At 71.4% G+C, this 16696-nt stretch carries 14 protein-coding genes and 1 pseudogene; 9 read left to right on the top strand and 6 right to left on the bottom strand.

Annotated features, from left to right (window positions below; translation table 11 throughout):
* Positions 1-18: 18 nt before the first annotated feature.
* The 5 genes from KY462_05930 to dtd all read right to left on the bottom strand — a co-directional run bounded on the left by KY462_05930 (position 19) and on the right by dtd (position 7374).
* Entirely contained in the window at positions 19-2652 is a 2634-nt protein-coding gene (locus KY462_05930; protein ID MBW3577267.1) for a diguanylate cyclase, read from the bottom strand.
* A gap of 134 nt (positions 2653-2786) precedes the next feature.
* Positions 2787-4202 (bottom strand): CCA tRNA nucleotidyltransferase, encoded by a 1416-nt coding sequence (locus tag KY462_05925; protein MBW3577266.1) that lies wholly within the window; start codon positions 4200-4202, stop codon positions 2787-2789.
* 39 nt (positions 4203-4241) lie between these two features.
* Positions 4242-5510, bottom strand: coding sequence for an NAD(P)/FAD-dependent oxidoreductase (locus KY462_05920; protein MBW3577265.1), 1269 nt, complete (start codon positions 5508-5510; stop codon positions 4242-4244).
* Between the two features lie 119 nt (positions 5511-5629).
* Positions 5630-6688: a PilT/PilU family type 4a pilus ATPase gene (locus tag KY462_05915; GenBank protein MBW3577264.1), complete on the bottom strand. Its 1059-nt coding sequence runs from the start codon at positions 6686-6688 to the stop codon at positions 5630-5632.
* Between the two features lie 215 nt (positions 6689-6903).
* Entirely contained in the window at positions 6904-7374 is a 471-nt protein-coding gene (gene dtd / locus KY462_05910) for a D-tyrosyl-tRNA(Tyr) deacylase (protein ID MBW3577263.1), read from the bottom strand.
* Positions 7375-7446: 72 nt separating this feature from the next.
* Between dtd and KY462_05905 the strand changes: the two genes are divergently transcribed.
* The 6 genes from KY462_05905 (at position 7447) to KY462_05880 (ending at position 13468) form a co-directional block, all read left to right on the top strand.
* Positions 7447-7929, top strand: coding sequence for an NUDIX hydrolase (locus KY462_05905; protein ID MBW3577262.1), 483 nt, complete (start codon positions 7447-7449; stop codon positions 7927-7929).
* 4 nt (positions 7930-7933) lie between these two features.
* On the top strand, positions 7934-10054 hold the full coding sequence (locus KY462_05900; GenBank protein MBW3577261.1) for a hypothetical protein: 2121 nt from the start codon (positions 7934-7936) through the stop codon (positions 10052-10054).
* Between the two features lie 174 nt (positions 10055-10228).
* Complete coding sequence (locus tag KY462_05895) at positions 10229-10603, top strand: hypothetical protein (protein MBW3577260.1); 375 nt, start codon at positions 10229-10231, stop codon at positions 10601-10603.
* 134 nt (positions 10604-10737) lie between these two features.
* The gene (locus KY462_05890) at positions 10738-11862 is read left to right on the top strand and encodes a protein kinase (protein MBW3577259.1); all 1125 of its coding nucleotides are present in this window, start codon (positions 10738-10740) and stop codon (positions 11860-11862) included.
* The gene (locus KY462_05885) at positions 11859-12464 is read left to right on the top strand and encodes a sigma-70 family RNA polymerase sigma factor (protein MBW3577258.1); all 606 of its coding nucleotides are present in this window, start codon (positions 11859-11861) and stop codon (positions 12462-12464) included. Before KY462_05890 ends, KY462_05885 begins: the two co-directional genes overlap by 4 nt.
* Positions 12465-12517: 53 nt before the next feature.
* Positions 12518-13468, top strand: coding sequence for a zf-HC2 domain-containing protein (locus KY462_05880; protein MBW3577257.1), 951 nt, complete (start codon positions 12518-12520; stop codon positions 13466-13468).
* Between the two features lie 350 nt (positions 13469-13818).
* On the opposite strand, the pseudogene KY462_05875 reads toward KY462_05880, so the two are convergent.
* Positions 13819-13953 (bottom strand): annotated as a pseudogene (locus KY462_05875) (rhomboid family intramembrane serine protease).
* Between the two features lie 102 nt (positions 13954-14055).
* Here KY462_05875 and trxB point away from each other — a divergent pair.
* The 3 genes from trxB (at position 14056) to KY462_05860 (ending at position 16687) form a co-directional block, all read left to right on the top strand.
* Positions 14056-15114, top strand: coding sequence for a thioredoxin-disulfide reductase (gene trxB, locus KY462_05870; protein MBW3577256.1), 1059 nt, complete (start codon positions 14056-14058; stop codon positions 15112-15114).
* A 69-nt stretch (positions 15115-15183) separates the two neighbouring features.
* On the top strand, positions 15184-15507 hold the full coding sequence (gene trxA, locus KY462_05865) for a thioredoxin (protein ID MBW3577255.1): 324 nt from the start codon (positions 15184-15186) through the stop codon (positions 15505-15507).
* 88 nt (positions 15508-15595) lie between these two features.
* Positions 15596-16687: a peptidoglycan-binding protein gene (locus tag KY462_05860; protein ID MBW3577254.1), complete on the top strand. Its 1092-nt coding sequence runs from the start codon at positions 15596-15598 to the stop codon at positions 16685-16687.
* Positions 16688-16696: the final 9 nt, after the last annotated feature.

Raw genomic sequence — 16696 nt, 5'->3', positions numbered from 1 at the left:
GCAACTCGAGCCCTGGTCTCAGCGGGCGACGATGTGGACCCTCGCGGGCTCGTCGAGCGCGTCGTAGACATCAGCGGTGATCGGCAGCAGCAGGCCACCGGCGGCAGCGCGCCGTCGTGTCGCGTGGCGGCGTGAGGCCACCTGGACGGGAACCTCTTCCAAGCTGGTCCTGGGCAGCTGCAACATCCCCTCGATCATCTCCGGGTCGAACTGGGTACCGCTGTTGCGGCGCAGCTCCTCCAGAGCCTGGTCGATCGACATGGCTGTGCGGTAGGGGCGATCGGAGGTCATCGCATCGAAGGCATCCACCAGCGAGAACAGCCGCGCCCCGAACGGGATCGCCTGTCCGCACAGCCCCCGGGGGTAACCGCCGCCGTCCCACCGCTCGTGGTGATGCAGGACGATGTCGCGCGCACCCTGCAGGAACGGTGCGGCTTGGATGATCTGCGCGCCGATCTCGGGGTGACGGCGCATCACCACCCACTCCTGATCGTCGAGCGGGCCAGGCTTCAGAAGGATCGAATCGGGGACGCCGATCTTCCCGACGTCGTGCAGGCGGAATCCCCACAGCATCTGCTCGTCGTCGCGGAGTTCGGGATCGATCAGCTGGAGCAGGAGCCGCCCGTACGCCTCCACCCTGTCGATGTGGCTGCCCGTGTAGGTGTCCTTGGCGTCGACCGCGGCAGCCAAGGACTCCACCGTTGCCAGGTAACCGGCATTGACCTGTCCGAGGGCATCCGTGAGCCGCTCGTTCACGCGCACGACCCGCGTGTTGGCGTCCGACAGGTCGTCGTTGAGTTCTCGGAGGCGGACCACGTTCTGACGGGTCCGGTTCAGGAACTGGCGCTGGGCCAGGTGCAGCCCCACCGCGGGCAGCGACAGCAACAGCGCTCCCTCGGCGCCGATCAGGTGGTACACCAGCGCCGACGCCCCCGCCAGCGCGCCCATGCCCAGCTGGTGGGGAACGAGCCACAACAGGTCCTCTCGCCACACGTCCCACACAGGCGCACGCCCCGAGGCGGCCACCGCGGTCGCGACCAGCCAGACGTTGACGACGAAGAATGCGGGACCGGCGACGAGCCCGACGATGAGCGCCTCGAGCAGTGACCCGGTGGCATCGACATCGACCGCGGTCAACATCTGCACGGTCAGGAACGACGACAGCCCCGACAGCACCAAGACGGCAACGTTGAACGCCGCTTGCCGCACGCGCGTCCCGCGGAGCGCCCCGCCACCGACGCCAGCCAAAACGCATGCCAGTGCGACCTCGACCGGGGACATGGCCACCGCCGCGAACGCGACCAGCGGGACAGCAGACCACGACGAGCTGGACCGTCCGTACACAGAAGCCGCGAACCACTCGGCGCCGACCGCCAGCGCCGCGAACACCAGCACGGCACCCCAGTGTCTGGGTGCCGGACCCGCGACGGCGCCAACGGCCACGGCCACGGACGCCGCCACGCCCACCGCACCCAGCAGCCGGTCGGTGCTGGGCTTGGCGTGCGCCAGCGGCTCGCTGGCCACCTTCACCAACCGATCGGGCGCCACCTCCCGGTCGCCGTCGCGGCCCGGTGCCGGCAGCGGCTCGGCGGCGGGAGCGACCGGAACGGCTCCGACGAACCGGTACGCGGCCGCGTCGTAAGCGGCGACGCCACGGAACTCCTCGGGCAGGAGTGCCGCCAGACAGACCCGGTCACCGCCCTGAGAACGGGCGTAGGAGGCGGCGAGCTCGGCCTCGACGAGCAGCTGGTCAAGGTCGTCGCTGTCGTCGGGGAACATGGCCAGCCCGACGGATGCCGTCACGGCGACGGGCGCCTCCGCCGTGCCCATCCGGAACGGCTCCGCTGCCAGACCGGCGCGGATCCGCTCGGCGACAGCGCGTGCCCCGACCACGTCGGCCTCCGGGCAAAGGACGACGAACTCGTCACCGGACAGCCGGCCCACCACGTCGTACTCGCGGCTGAGTGCCTGCAAGTGGGCCGCAACCGCACGCAGCAGCCCTTGCCCGACCGGCTGGCCGACCTTCCTCTTGTGGTCCCCGATCTGGTCGAGGTCCACGACGAGCACGGCCACGCTGCGGTGGAACCGCCGGGCGCGGGCGGCTTCGTCGGCCAGGGCCGCCCGGATCGCCCCGGCCGTGGGCAGCCCGGTGACGCGGTCGATCGCGACCGCCCCGCGGCCGCCATGATCGACGACACGCGCACCTGCGAACAGCGGGAAGAGGGCGGCCAACGCCAGCAGCGGGAAGACGTGCCAAAGCACGGCCACGACGACGGCCGACGCGGCGAGCGCGGCATCCTGGACCCAGCGGGCGTTCCGCGTGGTCGGCCACACCTCCCCACCGACGCGAGCGCGCAGGGTCCGGTCAGCGATGGCGCCGACCAGCTGCCACGCGAGCACCAGCGCAACGGCCGCACCGGCCAACGGCAGGATGCCTTCCAGGGATGCAGGTCCGGGGGGGCCTACCCGGGCCGTCAAGGCCGCGCGGGCAGCGACCGCAGCCACGACCCCGCCGGCGAGTGCCGCCGCCGCGGCGAGTTGCCGTTGCGGATACCGGCGGGACACCAACGCGCCGACCGCCAGCGCCAGGGCGACGACGAGCGCGTGCACCGCAGGCAGCAGCAGCGCGGCCGCGCCGGTCACAGCTGGCACGAGGACGGTCCACACCGGCGTGGCCTGGCGTCGAGTGTCGGGCGTCACCGCACGCGGCGACATCGTGTCCACATCCATCGGTTGGGTATCGGACGCCGATGCGGCCCCCTGAAACGCTCCTGAGGACGTGACCGTCAGGACGCGTCGCGGCTGCGCTCAGCCCACCACTCGCCGAGCGCGGTGTAGGCCTCGTCCTCGCTCATCGGTCCGCGCTCGAGGCGGAGCTCCAGCAGGTGGCTGCGGGCCTCACCCACCAACGGACCTGGCCGGATCCCCAGGTGCTCCATGATCTGGTGCCCATCGAGGGCTGGACGGACCTTCTCGAGCTCCTCCTGCTCGCGCAGCTCCGCGATCCGCCGCTCCAGGTCGTCCATGCGGCGCATGATCCGTGCCCGCTTGCGTTCGTTGGCGGTGGTGACGTCGGCACGGGTCAGATCGTTTAGGAGCCCCAGCAGCTCCCCGGCGTCGCGCACGTAGCGGCGCACCGCGCTGTCGGTCCAACCCATCTTGTAGGTGTGGAAGCGCAGGTGCAGGAACACCAGGTCGCTGACGTCGTTGACCGTCTGCTTGTCGTAGCGCAACGCCCGGAGCCGTTCACGGGCCATGCGGGCCCCCTCGACCTCGTGGTGGTGGAAGGTGACCGTCCCGTCGGGGTGGATCCGGCGGGTCTGTGGCTTGCCGATGTCGTGCAGCAGCGCTGCGAGCCGGAGCGTGCGGTCAGGGCGGCAGTTGTCGACCACCGCCAGGGTGTGGGCATACACGTCCTTGTGCCGGTGCTGTGGGTCGACGCACGTGGTCAGCAGCGCGACCTCGGGCACAACGTGCTCCGCGAGCCCAGTGCGGACCAGCAGGTCCAGTCCGACGCCGGGATGGTCGCCGACCACCAACTTGTCCAACTCGTCGCGGATCCGTTCGGCGGACACGGTGGTGATCTCCGCCGCCATCCGACGGGCCGCTGCCTCGGTCGTCGGCTCGGGGTGGGCCCCGAGCACGGCCGCGAACCGGGCCAGCCGGAACATCCGCAGCGGGTCGTCGCCGAACGAGCTCGTGGGTTCGATCGGGGTGCGAACGACCCCAGCGCGGAGATCGCGCAACCCCCCGTAGGGATCGAGGAAGGCGAAGTCGGGGACGCGGACCGCCATCGCGTTGATGGTGAAGTCGCGCCGCGACAGGTCCTGGTCGATCGAGTCTCCGAACGTGACCTGCGGGTGTCGCGATCCGGGTTCGTAGCGGTCGGAGCGGAAGGTGGTGACCTCCACCACCTGGCCGTCCTTCTGCGCAGAGATGGTCCCGAAGCGGGCACCGATGTCCCACACGTGGTCCGCCCAGCCCCGCAGGATCTCCTCGGTCTCGTCCGGCCGTGCCGAGGTCGCGAAATCCAGGTCGGGCTCGGGACGGTCAGGGAGGAGGGTGTCGCGCACCGTGCCGCCGACCAGGTACAGCTCGTGCCCCGCGTCAGCGAACACCTCGCCCAGCTGCCGCGCCTCGGGATGGACGTCGAGGAGGCTGCGCAGGGCGGCCTGCTCGTCGCGGAACGCGTGCTCGGTCATGGGTGAGGCCAGGCTACTGGGGCGATCAGGGCGGCTGGCCTACTCCCCGGCGGTGCGGCGGGGCGGGGCCTCCCCGCGGATGATCAGCCGGGCGGCACGATCGTAGGTGGCGTAGTTGTACAGCCAGTTGAGGAGGACCACCGCCCGGTTGCGGTACCCGACCAAGAACAGCAGGTGCGCCCCGAGCCACACGACCCATGCGACCGGACCGGTCAGGGTCGGCCCGCGCGGCACCTGCGCCACGGCCGCGTTCCGACCGACGGTCGCCATGATCCCCTTGTCGGTGTAGCGGAACGTTCGCGTGGGAAGGCCCGCACGACGACGCGCGATCTGGCGGACGGCATGCCTGGCCTGCTGCATCGCGACCGGCGCGATCTGGGGATACAGCTCGCCGTCGGGGCCCGTCGCCGCGGCGATGTCGCCGACCGCGAAGACGTTGGGGTGGTGCGGGACCGACAAGTCGTCGCCGACCACGATGCGATGTCCGGAGGCCTGTGGGAGACCCAGCGCGTCGGCGAGGGTGTGGGCGCGGACCCCCGCCGCCCACACCACCGTCCGCGTGGGGATGCGCGCCCCGTCGCCGAGCACGACCCCCGACTCATCGACGGCCTTCAGTGGGGTTCCCAGCAGCACCTCGACACCGCGGTCGGCAAGCGTGCGGCGGGCGTAGTCCTGGGCGCGCTCGTTGAAGCCGCTCAGGACGTTCGGGAGGGCCTCCACCATGAGGATGCGGGCCCGGCCAACGTCGACGCCGGGGAAGTCCCGTTCCAGGACGTGGTCGAGGAGCTCCACGAACGCCCCGGACAGTTCCACGCCGGTCGGGCCGGCGCCCACCACCACGAACGTCAGTGCCCCTTCCTCGATCAGCGACGGGTCGACGTCGACGCGTTCGAACGTCGTCAGGATGTGGTCTCGGAGGTTCACCGCGTCGTCCAACGTCTTCAACGGGTAGGTGTGCTCGCGCACCCCGTCGATACCCAAGGTGTCGCTGGTGGCACCGGCCGCGAGGATCAGCCAGTCGAACGGCAGCGGATCGCCCGCATCGACCATCAGCTGCTGGCGGTCCCAGTCCACGCCGGTGGCGGTCGCCAGCCGGAAGGTGAGGTTGGGTGCCTCATGGAAGATCCCGCGGACGGACTTGGCGATCGCCTGGGGTTCCAGACCAGCGGTGGCGACCTGGTACAGCAGCGGCTGGAACAGGTGGTAGTTGTGCCGGTCGACCACCGTGGCGTGGACGGGTCTGCCGACCAGATCCTTGGCGGCCCGCAGGCCAGCGAAGCCCGCACCGACGACAACCACGCGTTCCATGGCCCCTACTCAAGCCACCGCAGGCGGTCGTCGCCAAATGGGCGCGCGCGCCCGCCGCCGGAACGGGGGTCGCATGCAACCCATGCGGTGCCGGGTGGGGCCCGACGCGGGGCGGGCGGTTACCCGACCGCCAGGCCGGCTGCACGTACCGCGACGCGGAGGTCGTGCGCGGAGGTCGCCGCCGCCAGCGCGTCACGCAGGGTGATGTCACCGGCCTCGTAGAGATCGAGCAGGTGCTGGTCGAACGACTGCATGCCGTAGTACTTACCGTCGGCGATCGCGTCGATGATCTGCTCGGTCTGGTCGGAGTTGATGATGAACTCGAAGATCCGGGCCGTCATGACCAGGACCTCCACAGCGGCGATCCGTCCCTCACCGGTGGCCCGTGGCAGGAGCCGCTGGGACACCACACCCTTCAGCGAGTTGGCCAACGACAGGCGCGCCTGGTGCTGCTGGTGTGGCGGGAAGAGGTCGATGATGCGGTTGACCGTCTCGCTCGCATCGGTGGTGTGCAGCGTCGAGATCACCAGGTGCCCCGTCTCGGCGGACTGGAGTGCGGCCAGCACCGTCTCGACGTCGCGCATCTCTCCGATGAAGATCACGTCGGGATCCTGGCGGGCGACGCCACGCAGCGCCGAGCTGAACGTGGCGGTGTCAACGCCGACCTCCCGCTGGTCGACGATCGCCAGCTCGTCGCGGTGCATCACCTCGATGGGATCCTCGATCGAGACGATGTGGCAGCGTCGGGTGCGGTTGATGTGGCCGATCATCGCCGCGGTGGTGGTCGTCTTCCCCGACCCGGTCGGCCCGGTGACCAGGATCAGTCCGCGGTGCTCCTCGGCGAGCTTGCGCACGGCGGGAGGGAGGCCGAGGGTCTCGAAGTCGGGAGCGCCAGGCAGGACCCGGCGCATCACGACCCCGACCGAGCCGCGCTGGCGGAAGGCGTTCACCCGGAAGCGTCCCACGCCAGCGTAGGAGTAGGCGAAGTCGGCCTCGTTCGTGTCCGCGAAGTGCTGGGCGACCCGGTCGTCCATCAGCGCGTACGCGAACCCTTCGGTGTCGGCCGGGGACAACGGCGGGAGGTTGGCCAGCGGCTTGAGATCGCCGTCCACCCGGACGAACGCGGGCCCGCCGGCCTTCATGTGCAGGTCCGAGCCGTTCTTCTCGACGAGCTGCATGAGGTAGTCGTGGACGTTCACAGACGGTCTCCAGGTCCCAGGCGCGGTTCGAATCCGGTTCTCGACAGCGTTGGCCGCCGCCTTTACGCCTGGCTAGGAGAGTCCGGGTCACGACCGCTTCGCTACCTGAGTGACCTAGGAGTCCGGGTCACGACCGCTTCGCTACCTGAGTGACCTAGGAGTCCGGGTCACGACCGCTTCGCTACTTGAGTGACCTAGGAACGACCGCGCGGTCGCGCCGGCGGCCTGGAGGCGTCGAGCACGAGCGTGACCGGACCGTCGTTGACCAGCCGGACCCGCATGTGCGCCCCGAACCGTCCAGTCGCGACCCGGGCGCCGAGCGCGGCGAGTCGCTCGGCGACCCGATCGACCAGCGGCCCGGCCTGTTCCGGCGGTGCCGCATCGACCCACGACGGCCGCCGCCCCCGGCTGGTGTCGCCGTACAAGGTGAACTGGCTCACGACCAGAACAGCGCCGCCGACCTGCGACAGCGACCGGTTCATCCGGCCGTCGTCGTCAGCGAGGATCCGCAGATGCCACAGCTTGTCGGCCATCCGGTCGGCCGTGTCGTCGTCGTCGTCGTGGGTGACCCCCACGAACGCCAGCAGCCCCGGACCGATCCCCCCGACCACGTCGTCGTCGACCATGACCTCCGCGTGGGTGACCCGTTGCACGACGACCCGCATGCGCCGAACGCTAGAAGATGCACCGAGGCCAGCGATCGTGGCCCGTATCGCCGGGCCGCTACGCTGCGTGACATGGCTCGGTTCCCGACGAAGCGCGCCGTCTCCGCAGGAGGCGTCGTGGTCAACGACCGCGACGATGGACGTCGCTGGGTGCTGCTCATCGCCCACCGCAACGCGGCCGGCAAGCCACAGTGGACCCTGCCCAAGGGTCGCGTGGAGGAAGGCGAGACCCACGCGCAGGCGGCCGTCCGCGAGGTCCGGGAGGAAACCGGCTACTCGCCCCGGATCCTGGACGAGCTCGGAACGATCGACTACTGGTTCGTGTGGCGCCCCGACGAGGTCCGCTACCACAAGTTCGTGCACTACTTCCTGATGGAGACCGACGGCTCCCCACCCGGGGAGACCGACGACGAGGCGGAGTCGGTGGAGTGGGTCCCCCTGGAGGTTGCTCTGGTCCGGCTGGCGCACCGCAACGAACGAAACCTGGTCAAGAAGGTCCGTGGGACGGCGCTGCCCACCGCCGCCGGAGGCGAGTCCGGTACCGGCCGACGATGACCGCGTGAGGGCAACCGCCCTCCTGGTCCTGCTGGCCGTCCTGGTCGCCGTCTGGCCGCTCGCGGCCATGTCGGTCGCGCAGGACGTCGACGACCCCGATGTTCGCCTCGTGGTCTCGGCCTTCGACGGGATCCTCGACACCCGGGGCGATGCGGACAGCGGCGGCGCTGACCTGACGATGCGCGCGCTCGTCGAGAACCGCGGTGACGAGCCGGCCGACAACCTCACGGTCGTGGTCGAGGTGTTCGATCGGGTCCGGTTCCGGGGGCAGCTGCACGCCGCGCTCGACCAGGGGAAGCGCCCGACCCGTCTGCTCGAATCCGACCGGCTCCAGCTGGCCGACGGGTCGGAACTGGCACCCGGCGCGGTCGGGGCGGTGGCGGTGGACCTGCCAGCCTCACGCATCGGCTGGTCAGCGCGTCCAGGGGTGTACCCGGTCAGGCTGTCGGTGGAGCAGGGGACACAGCAGCTGCACAGCGCGACCACCGCCGCGGTGGTGCTCACCCAAGAACCCGACCTGCCGCTTCTCACCCTCATCGGGTGGCCGCTCGACGCCCGCCCGTGGCGCGGGCCCGACGGGACGTACCCGCCTGCCGTCGCCGAGGAGGTCGTACCGGGGGGCCGACTCGAACGGCTCCTGGCGGCGGTCGACGGCCGCACCGACCCGGTGGTGCAGGTGTTCACCGCCGCACACGTCGCGGAGGATCTCGCGGACCGCGCTGACGGTTTCCGGGTCACCGGGCAGAGCGAAGCCGTCGAACCGGAGGATCCATCGGCGCTGCACGCCGCTGCGGCACTGCAGCGCCTGATCGCAGCGGTCGGCGAGGGACCGCCGCCCGTGGTCGGCGCGTACGCCGACGCGCGCTTGGCCGACCTGCTCGCGCAGGGCCTGGACCTGGAAGCGGCGCGGACGCTGTCGCAGGCGTCGGGGCGCCTGCACACGGCCGTCGGCCGCGGCCCACTCCCCGACGCGTTCTGGGCAACGGTCCCCATCGACCGGGCCACGGTGGTGGAGGTGCTCGAACCGTCCGGTATCGAGACCCTGGTCGTGCACTGGAATCAGCTACCCGGTGGCGATGAGCTGCCCGACGCGACCCCGACCGCGCTGTACGAGCTGCGCGTGGGGGGGGTCGCGATGCGTTCGGTCGTCGCCGACCCGTGGCTTGCGGACCTGCTGGCTGACCTGCCCGAGGGCCACGGCCCGACAACGATGGTGCAGCGCATCGTGGCCGAGACCGCCATGGTCTTCTTCGAGTTCCCCCTGAAGGCCAGCCGGGGACTGGTGCTGCTGCCGCCGCCCGGCTGGGATCCGCACCCGCGGTTCCCGGCCGCGCTCCTCGACGCGCTCGCCGCTGCGCCGTGGCTGCGACCGGTCGACCTGGACGATCTGGTGAGCGAGGCCGAGGGTCGCAGCACCGTCAGCGGCCTGGGCGAGGCTGGCCAAGCCCTCCCGCCGGGCCTCGCACGCCAGGTCGGGACCACCCGCCACCGCCTGACAGCCCTGCGCGACGCGATCGAGAGCGACCGCGTCGCGGGTCGGACCTGGGACGAGCTGGAGCTGACGTTGCTGAGGACCGCCTCGACGTGGTGGCTGCCCGACCGGCCCGACCGTGCCCGAGCGGTGGTCGAGGCGGTCGACGCTGCGCTGGAGGCCGGAGCAGGCCAGATCCGGGTCCCCGCCAACACGTCGGTCACTCTCACCGGCCGTGATGAACAGGTCATCCCGGTGACGGTCAGCCGCCCGGCCGGCGAACCGATCCGGGTGGTGATCGAGTTCGACGCCTCGGCGAAGCTGGCCTTCCCGCGTGGCGACGCCCGTCTGGTGACCCTCCCAGAAGGCGGTCACCAGACGATCTCCATCCCGGTCACCGCCCAGGCCGCCGGTCGGATCCCCGTCCAGGTGCGGGTCAAGACTCCCGGTGCGATCGACCCGGAGGGCAGTCCCTGGCTCGAGCTCGCCAACGCCACGATCGCGGTGCAGTCCACCGCGATCAGCGGGAGCACCTTCCTCACGCTCGGCGGCTTCTTCTTGTTTCTCTTCGCCTGGTGGCTGTACCGTCGTCTGCGGCCCCACCGGCCACAGCTCGCGGTGGTACGAGAAGGCACCCGGGAACCCAGCGGTTGACGCGTCGACCCGCCGGGCCGAGAGCGCCATACCGGCCCTTCCCTGTGCGCGCCTGCCGACGTACTCTTGGCCACTGACCGGCGGGTCACCCCCGTGGCGTTCGGGTGCGCCACGCGCGGGCGGCGATCGCGGCGACGGACGGCAGACGAGGCAACGAAGCAGCGAGGTCCTGAGATGCGCGAGACCGGAGGGATCGTCACCGGCTGGCTCGGACAGCTCGTTGTGATCATGGCGGTCCTGGCGTTCGTCGGGTACGAAGCGGTCGTGACCGGCCTCAACGCCGTCACGGTCGAGGATGCCGCTCAGGAGATCGCGCGGGCGGGCGCCCGCGCCTACGTCGAAGCGGGGCGGGACCGTTCCGCGGCAGCCGACGCGGCGCAACAGGAGGCTGCCGACCGCGGCGCCGAACTCGTCGAGTTCAGCATCGCCGAGCAGATGGTGACGGTCGTGGTGCGGCGTACCGCCGACACGGTCGTCCTGGATGACATCGGCTGGTTCGACAGCCTGACCACCCGGACCGCCACCAAGCAACGGCCACTGCAGCTATGACCCCCGACGAACCCACGGGCCCCTCGCTCCACGACCAGCCGACCATCACCGGTGGGACGGACTTCGACGCGCCCGCCGCCCCACTGGTACCGCCCACGTCGGACACAGCCGGCACAACGGGCGGCCGGCGGCGCGTGAGCGGACCGACGTGGCCGGGGGTTGCCCGGATCGTGGCGGGCCGCTACCAGCTCGAGGAGCCGATCGCCACCGGCGGGGTCGCGATCGTGTGGCGTGCCCACGACACCGTCCTCGACCGCTCGGTCGCGGTCAAGCTGCTGCATCCACACCTCGCCGGCGACGCCACCACTGTGGAACGCTTCCGCCGCGAGGCGCAGGCCGCCGCGCAGGTCGTCCACGCCAACGCCGTGGCGATCTACGACACCGGCCAGGAGGACGACCTCGTCTACCTGGTGATGGAATACATCGACGGGCCAGCGCTGCGGGCCGTCATCCAGGAGGGCCGGGGGCTGGACCCGCTGGTGGTCGCGGCCCTCGGCGAGCAGATGGCGCTGGCGCTAGGGGAGGCGCACGAGCGCGGGTTCGTCCACCGTGATGTCAAGCCGGGCAACATCCTGCTCACCCAGGACGGACTGGCGAAGGTCACCGACTTCGGGATCGCCAAGGCGCTCGGCAGCCGCGACGACACCCTGACACGCCCCGGGACGGTGATCGGGACCGCGGCGTACCTCGCTCCCGAGCAGCTCGCGGGGCATGAGGTCGACGCGCGCGCCGACGTCTACGCCATGGGGGTGGTCCTGTACGAGTGCCTCACCGGGGAGCCGGCCTTCCAGGGTGACACCCCCACAGCCACCGCCGCGGCGCGCCTGTCGCGGGAGCTGCCCCCGCCGCGGACGGTGCGCGCAGACGTGCCGCGGGCGCTGGATCGTGTGGTGGTGACCTGCACGCGGCGCGACCGCGACCAACGCTACGTCGACGGGAACGCCGTCGCCGCCGCGCTCGCGCCGCTGGTGCACACTCGCCCGGCCGAGCTCACCGCGACGCTGGTCGACGGGCGTCGGCTGCCCACCGGCGGCGGGGGGGAACGCGGCGACGTCGCTGCCGTGCCGAGGCCGACCCGCCCCGACACGCGCCGGCGCTGGCTGGCCGCCTTCCTCGGGGGTGTGGTGCTGGCCCTGATCGCCCTGCTGGCCACACAGGCGCTCCGCGACGATCCTGCCGGCGTGCCGGTCGTCGAGTCGGAAGCTCTCAACGCATCGGCCGATCGGTCGTCACAGCTCTCCCCCGCGCCGGACGCGTGACCGCCGAGACCCGCCCGCAGGCGGTCCACGGGCCAGGGGCTTTCCGCACCGTCACCGACGAGGACGTCCTGGCGTCGTACGTCGCCGGGCGCGACCGCGACCAGGCGTTCTCCGAGCTGATGGACCGCTACAGCCGCCGCGTCTACGCGATCTGCTACCGCTACTTCGCCAACCACGCCGACGCCGAGGACGCCACGCAGGACACGTTCGTCGCGATCGCGCGCCGGGCGGCGACGTTCTCGGCGAACAGCAAGCTGTCGACGTGGGTGTACCGCGTGGCGATCAACGCCTGCAACGACCTGGCCCGCAAGCGGACCCGTCGGCCCAGCACCCCTGTGGCGGACGTCCCCGACGCGGTCGACGACACAGCATCCGGGCACGACGACGCCGTGATCGCGGCCGACACCGGGGCGATCGTCCAGCGGGCGCTGTTGCAGCTCGACGAGGTGAGCCGCACGCTGCTCATCCTCGTCGCGATCGAGGGCTTGACCTACGTGGAGGCAGCCGACGTCGCAGGCCTGCCGATCGGCACGGTCAAGAGCCGGGTCCACCGAGCCCGGGCCCGCCTGGCCGACCTCCTCGCCGACCACCTCGACAGGTAGGGAACCCCCGTGCCCGTGACGACCTCGGACCAGTGACGACCGATGGAGGATCCGTGGAGACCGGCGAGCGGCTCTCCGCCTACCTGGCAGGTGAGCTCGACGCGGACGAGCGTGCGGCCGTCGAGGCCGACCTCGCCCGCGACCCGGCCTTGCGCGACACGGTGGAGCGGATCCGCCGTGCGGAACGAGCGCTCAACTCGATGGGTGAGGTCACGCCCCCGCCCGGGTTCGCTGACCACCTGCGCGAGGTCGTTGCGGCGGAGGTCGCACGCCAACGCACGCACGGCGACGAACTCGCCGCCGCCCGGCGCCGCCACGCGCCGTGGCGGACGCTGGGCGTCGCGGCTGCGGCCGCGTCGCTGATCGTCGTGGTCGGGGTCGGTGCCGGCTGGCTCCTGCGAGGCGGTGCCGATCGCGCACCCGAACAGGCCGCACCGGTGGGAGAAGGACACCCGGCCCTGGACGTCCCGGTCATCGAGACCCGCAACGACTACTCCGACCTCGAGCTGCAACGGCTCGCCGTCAACGTCGACATCCGCGCGGTGATCCCGCCCGGACTTGGCGCCGACGAGGCGGCGGCGTACGCCGACCGGCTCCAGGCCCAGCTGACCGGAGTCGAAGGCCAGCAGGCCGCCCAGTCGATGTCTGCCGAGAACCACGCGGACACCGCCGCGGAAAAGGAACGCCAGGGGATCGGCGACCAGGTCCCGCACGCAGGAGCGCAGCAGGCTGTCCCGGTGCCGGCCGACGACCCGCTGCGTCAACGCGTGGGCGCCGCAGCCGACGACGTCCGCCGCTGCCTGCCCGAGATCCTCCAGTCGGCCCGCACCCCGGTCGTCCCGGTCTACATCGAGGTGGCCCGCTACCGCGGCGAACCGGCGATCGTCTACGCGTTCGCCGCCGAGGATCCCAACGCCGCGACGTACCGCCGGGTCGAGGCGTGGGCCGTCGCCCGCTCCGACTGCCAGGTGTTGAGCTTCAGCCAGTACGACCGCGCCGGCTGAGCCAGCTAGCGGTACACCACCCAGGCGCCGTACGCCGCAGCCAGGTAGGTCAGGACGTGGAGCCCGCCGGGCAGCGCCCGGCCCAACAGCAACCACGCCACCTCGACCGACACCACCGCGAACGCGATCGCCCCCACCCGGAAGGCGGTGGCCCGGTTGCGCTCCCCGGCCCGGTCGACCAGCCGTGCGATCCCGTAGCCCAGGAAGCCGCTGGCGATCAGCGTGAACCAACCGCGCGTGCCCCGGATGAAGATCGCCAGGAGCACCCCTCCGGCGGCCGCGGCTGCGATCCCGGCGGCACCGGCCTTGACCAGCTGGCGCGGTTTGCCGCGTGCGCGGGCGCCGTGAGCCTGCCGGGCACACCGTGGGCACTTCTGCCCGACGGGGGTGGCGACGACGCAGCGGTGGCAGACCGGATCACCGCACGCCGAGCAGGCCAGGCGGGTCTCCTCGCCCGGATGGCGGGTGCAGGTGGTGGTGGGCACGGCGGGCTCAAGGACGCGGGATGTCGCTGGCAGCAGACGGCGCAGCGTACCGGTGGACGTCGTCGTCGATCTCGGGCTGTCCGGCACCGGGTCGTGAGGGGAATGCCGGGTCGGAGCGACCCGTTACGCTGCAGCGAACGGGGTCTGGGAGGAGGGCATCGGATGGCGGCCGACGGATCTCGTGACGTCTCCCAGGCCCGGTCCCAGGTCCGGTCCCAGATCCGGTCCCAGGTCCGGGACGTCATCATCGTCGGAGGTGGCCCCGCCGGGTTGACGGCGGCGCTGTACGCCGCCCGCGGCAACCTCAAGCCGCTGGTGATCGAAGGCGTGCAGGCGGGAGGCCCCACCGGCGGGCAGCTGACGTTGACCACAGACGTCGAGAACTACCCGGGCTTCCCGCAGGGGATCGACGGTCCGAAGCTCGTCCAAGACATGCGTGCCCAGGCGGAGCGGTTCGGCGCCAGCTACCTCACCGACGACGCCGCTGAGGTCGACCTGTCACGGCGGCCGTTTCGCGTCGTCGTCAACGACGGGGAGTTCTTCACCCGCGCCTTGATCATCGCGACCGGCGCGCGCCCCAAACGGCTGTCCGTCCCCGGCGAGGACCGGCTGTGGGGAGCAGGTGTGTCGGCCTGCGCGACGTGTGACGGGTTCTTCTTCCGCGACCAGCACGTGGTCGTGGTGGGAGGTGGCGACTCCGCCATGGAGGAAGCCACGTTCCTGGCGAAGTTCGCCGAGAGGGTCACGGTGATCCACCGTCGTGGCCAGCTGCGCGCCTCCAAGGTGATGGCCGAACGCGCGTTCAAGAACGACCGCGTCGATTTCCTCTGGAGCACCACGGTGCAGGAGATCCTCGGCGACGGCGCCGTGTCCGGAGTGCGGCTCGAGGACACCAGGACCGGTGACCAGCACGAGTTCGGCTGCCAAGGCGTGTTCCTCGCCATCGGTCACATCCCCAACACCTCGCTGTTCGAGGGTCAGCTCGACATGGACCCCGGCGGTTACCTCCTCGTCGACGAACCGAGCACCGCCACCAGCGTCTCGGGGGTGTTCGCCTGCGGCGACGCGGTGGACACCGTCTACCGACAGGCGGTGACCGCCGCCGGCACCGGGTGCCGCGCCGCGATCGACGCCGAGCGGTACCTGGCCGCGCTCGAGTGAACCGCGTCGGGGTCGGAATGGCCCCGTGGCCGGTCGTGTTGACTGGCGCAGACGACAAGGAGCGAACGCATGGCGACGACGGCGGTGACCACCGCTGAGTGGACGGCGGAGGTCCTCGAGGCCGACCGGCCGGTGCTGGTCGACTTCTGGGCCGAGTGGTGCGGCCCCTGCCGGATCATCGCACCGATCGTGGACGAGATCGGCACGGAGCACAACGGCAGCCTGAAGGTGGTCAAGCTCAATGTCGACGAAAACCCACAGGTCGCCCGTCAGTACGGCGTGATGTCGATCCCGACGCTGATCGTGTTCCAGGACGGCGAGATCGCCAAGCGCCTGGTGGGAGCCAAGTCCAAGCAGGCGCTCCTCGCAGAGCTGCAGGAGTTCATCGCCTGACCGTGGCGGCGCCCGCCCCCCACCGTTCGTCGCCACGTTGGACGGTCGGCATCGCTGACGCGATCGCAGTGACCGTAGGCTGCGCAGGATGGAATCGATCGGACGCCACGCCGCCGGCCCGGCGGTGCGCGACATCCAGCTGCGCCTGGCGGACCTCGGCCACTCGTGCAGCGACGACGAACCAGCCGAGTTCGGCTCAGTCACCGAGGCGGCGGTGCGCGCGTTCCAGCAGCAGCGCGGCCTGACCGCCGACGGGCTGGTTGGTCCCGACACCTGGCGGGCGCTGGTCGAGGCCGGACGGAGCCTCGGCGACCGCCGTCTGTACCTGACCGACCCGATGCTGCGCGGGGACGACGTCAAGGAGCTGCAGCGGCGGCTGAACCGGTTGGGTTTCGACGCCGGGTACGAGGACGGGGTGTTCGGTCCGCAGACCGCCGAGGCGGTCCGCGACTTCGAGCTCAACGCGGGACTCCGCGTCGACGGCATCGCCGGTCGCGAGGTCATCGAAGCGGTCCGACGCCTCCACCGCCAGCACCAGTCCGCTGCCGCAGCGACCGTCCGGGAGCGCGAGGCGCTGCGGCGGGCGCCCCGCCGCCCGTCGCTGGCCGGGGCGCGGATCCTGGTCGACCCCGGGCACGGTCCCGACGAGCCCGGATTCGACGGGCCCGGTGGGGTCCGTGAGCACCACATCAGCTGGCAGATCGCCAACCGGCTCGCGGGGCGCCTGCTGGCCCGCGGGGTGAACGTGACCCTGTCACGGGGCCCGCAGACGACCCCGTCGAAGTCCGAGCGTGCTCGCCTGGCCAACGACGAGCAGGTCGACCTGATCCTGTCGATCCACCTCAACGGCGCGGACTCGCACGCCGCTCACGGCACCGCCGCGTACTACTTCGGCGACGGCGAGTTCGAGTCGGAAGCCGGCCGGGAACTGGCGGAGCTGGCGGTCGGCGCGATCGTCGAGCAGATCGGGAGCCTGCACTGCCGCTGCCATCCGTCGGCGTCAGCGCTGCTGCGCGAGTCGCGAGCTCCTGCCGTGATCGTCGAGCCGGGGTTCCTCACCCATCCGCAGGAAGGACGGCGCCTGCAGCAATCGCGCTTCCAGGACGGCATCGCCGAAGCGCTCACCGAGGCGGTCACGACCTTCCTGACCGACGAACGGGCGTTGGCCGCCGCGGGGTGACCGCGACCC

The organism is Actinomycetota bacterium, assembly GCA_019347675.1.
Taxonomy (GTDB): domain Bacteria; phylum Actinomycetota; class Nitriliruptoria; order Nitriliruptorales; family JAHWKO01; genus JAHWKW01.
This window is presented reverse-complemented; position numbering and strand designations above follow the sequence as displayed.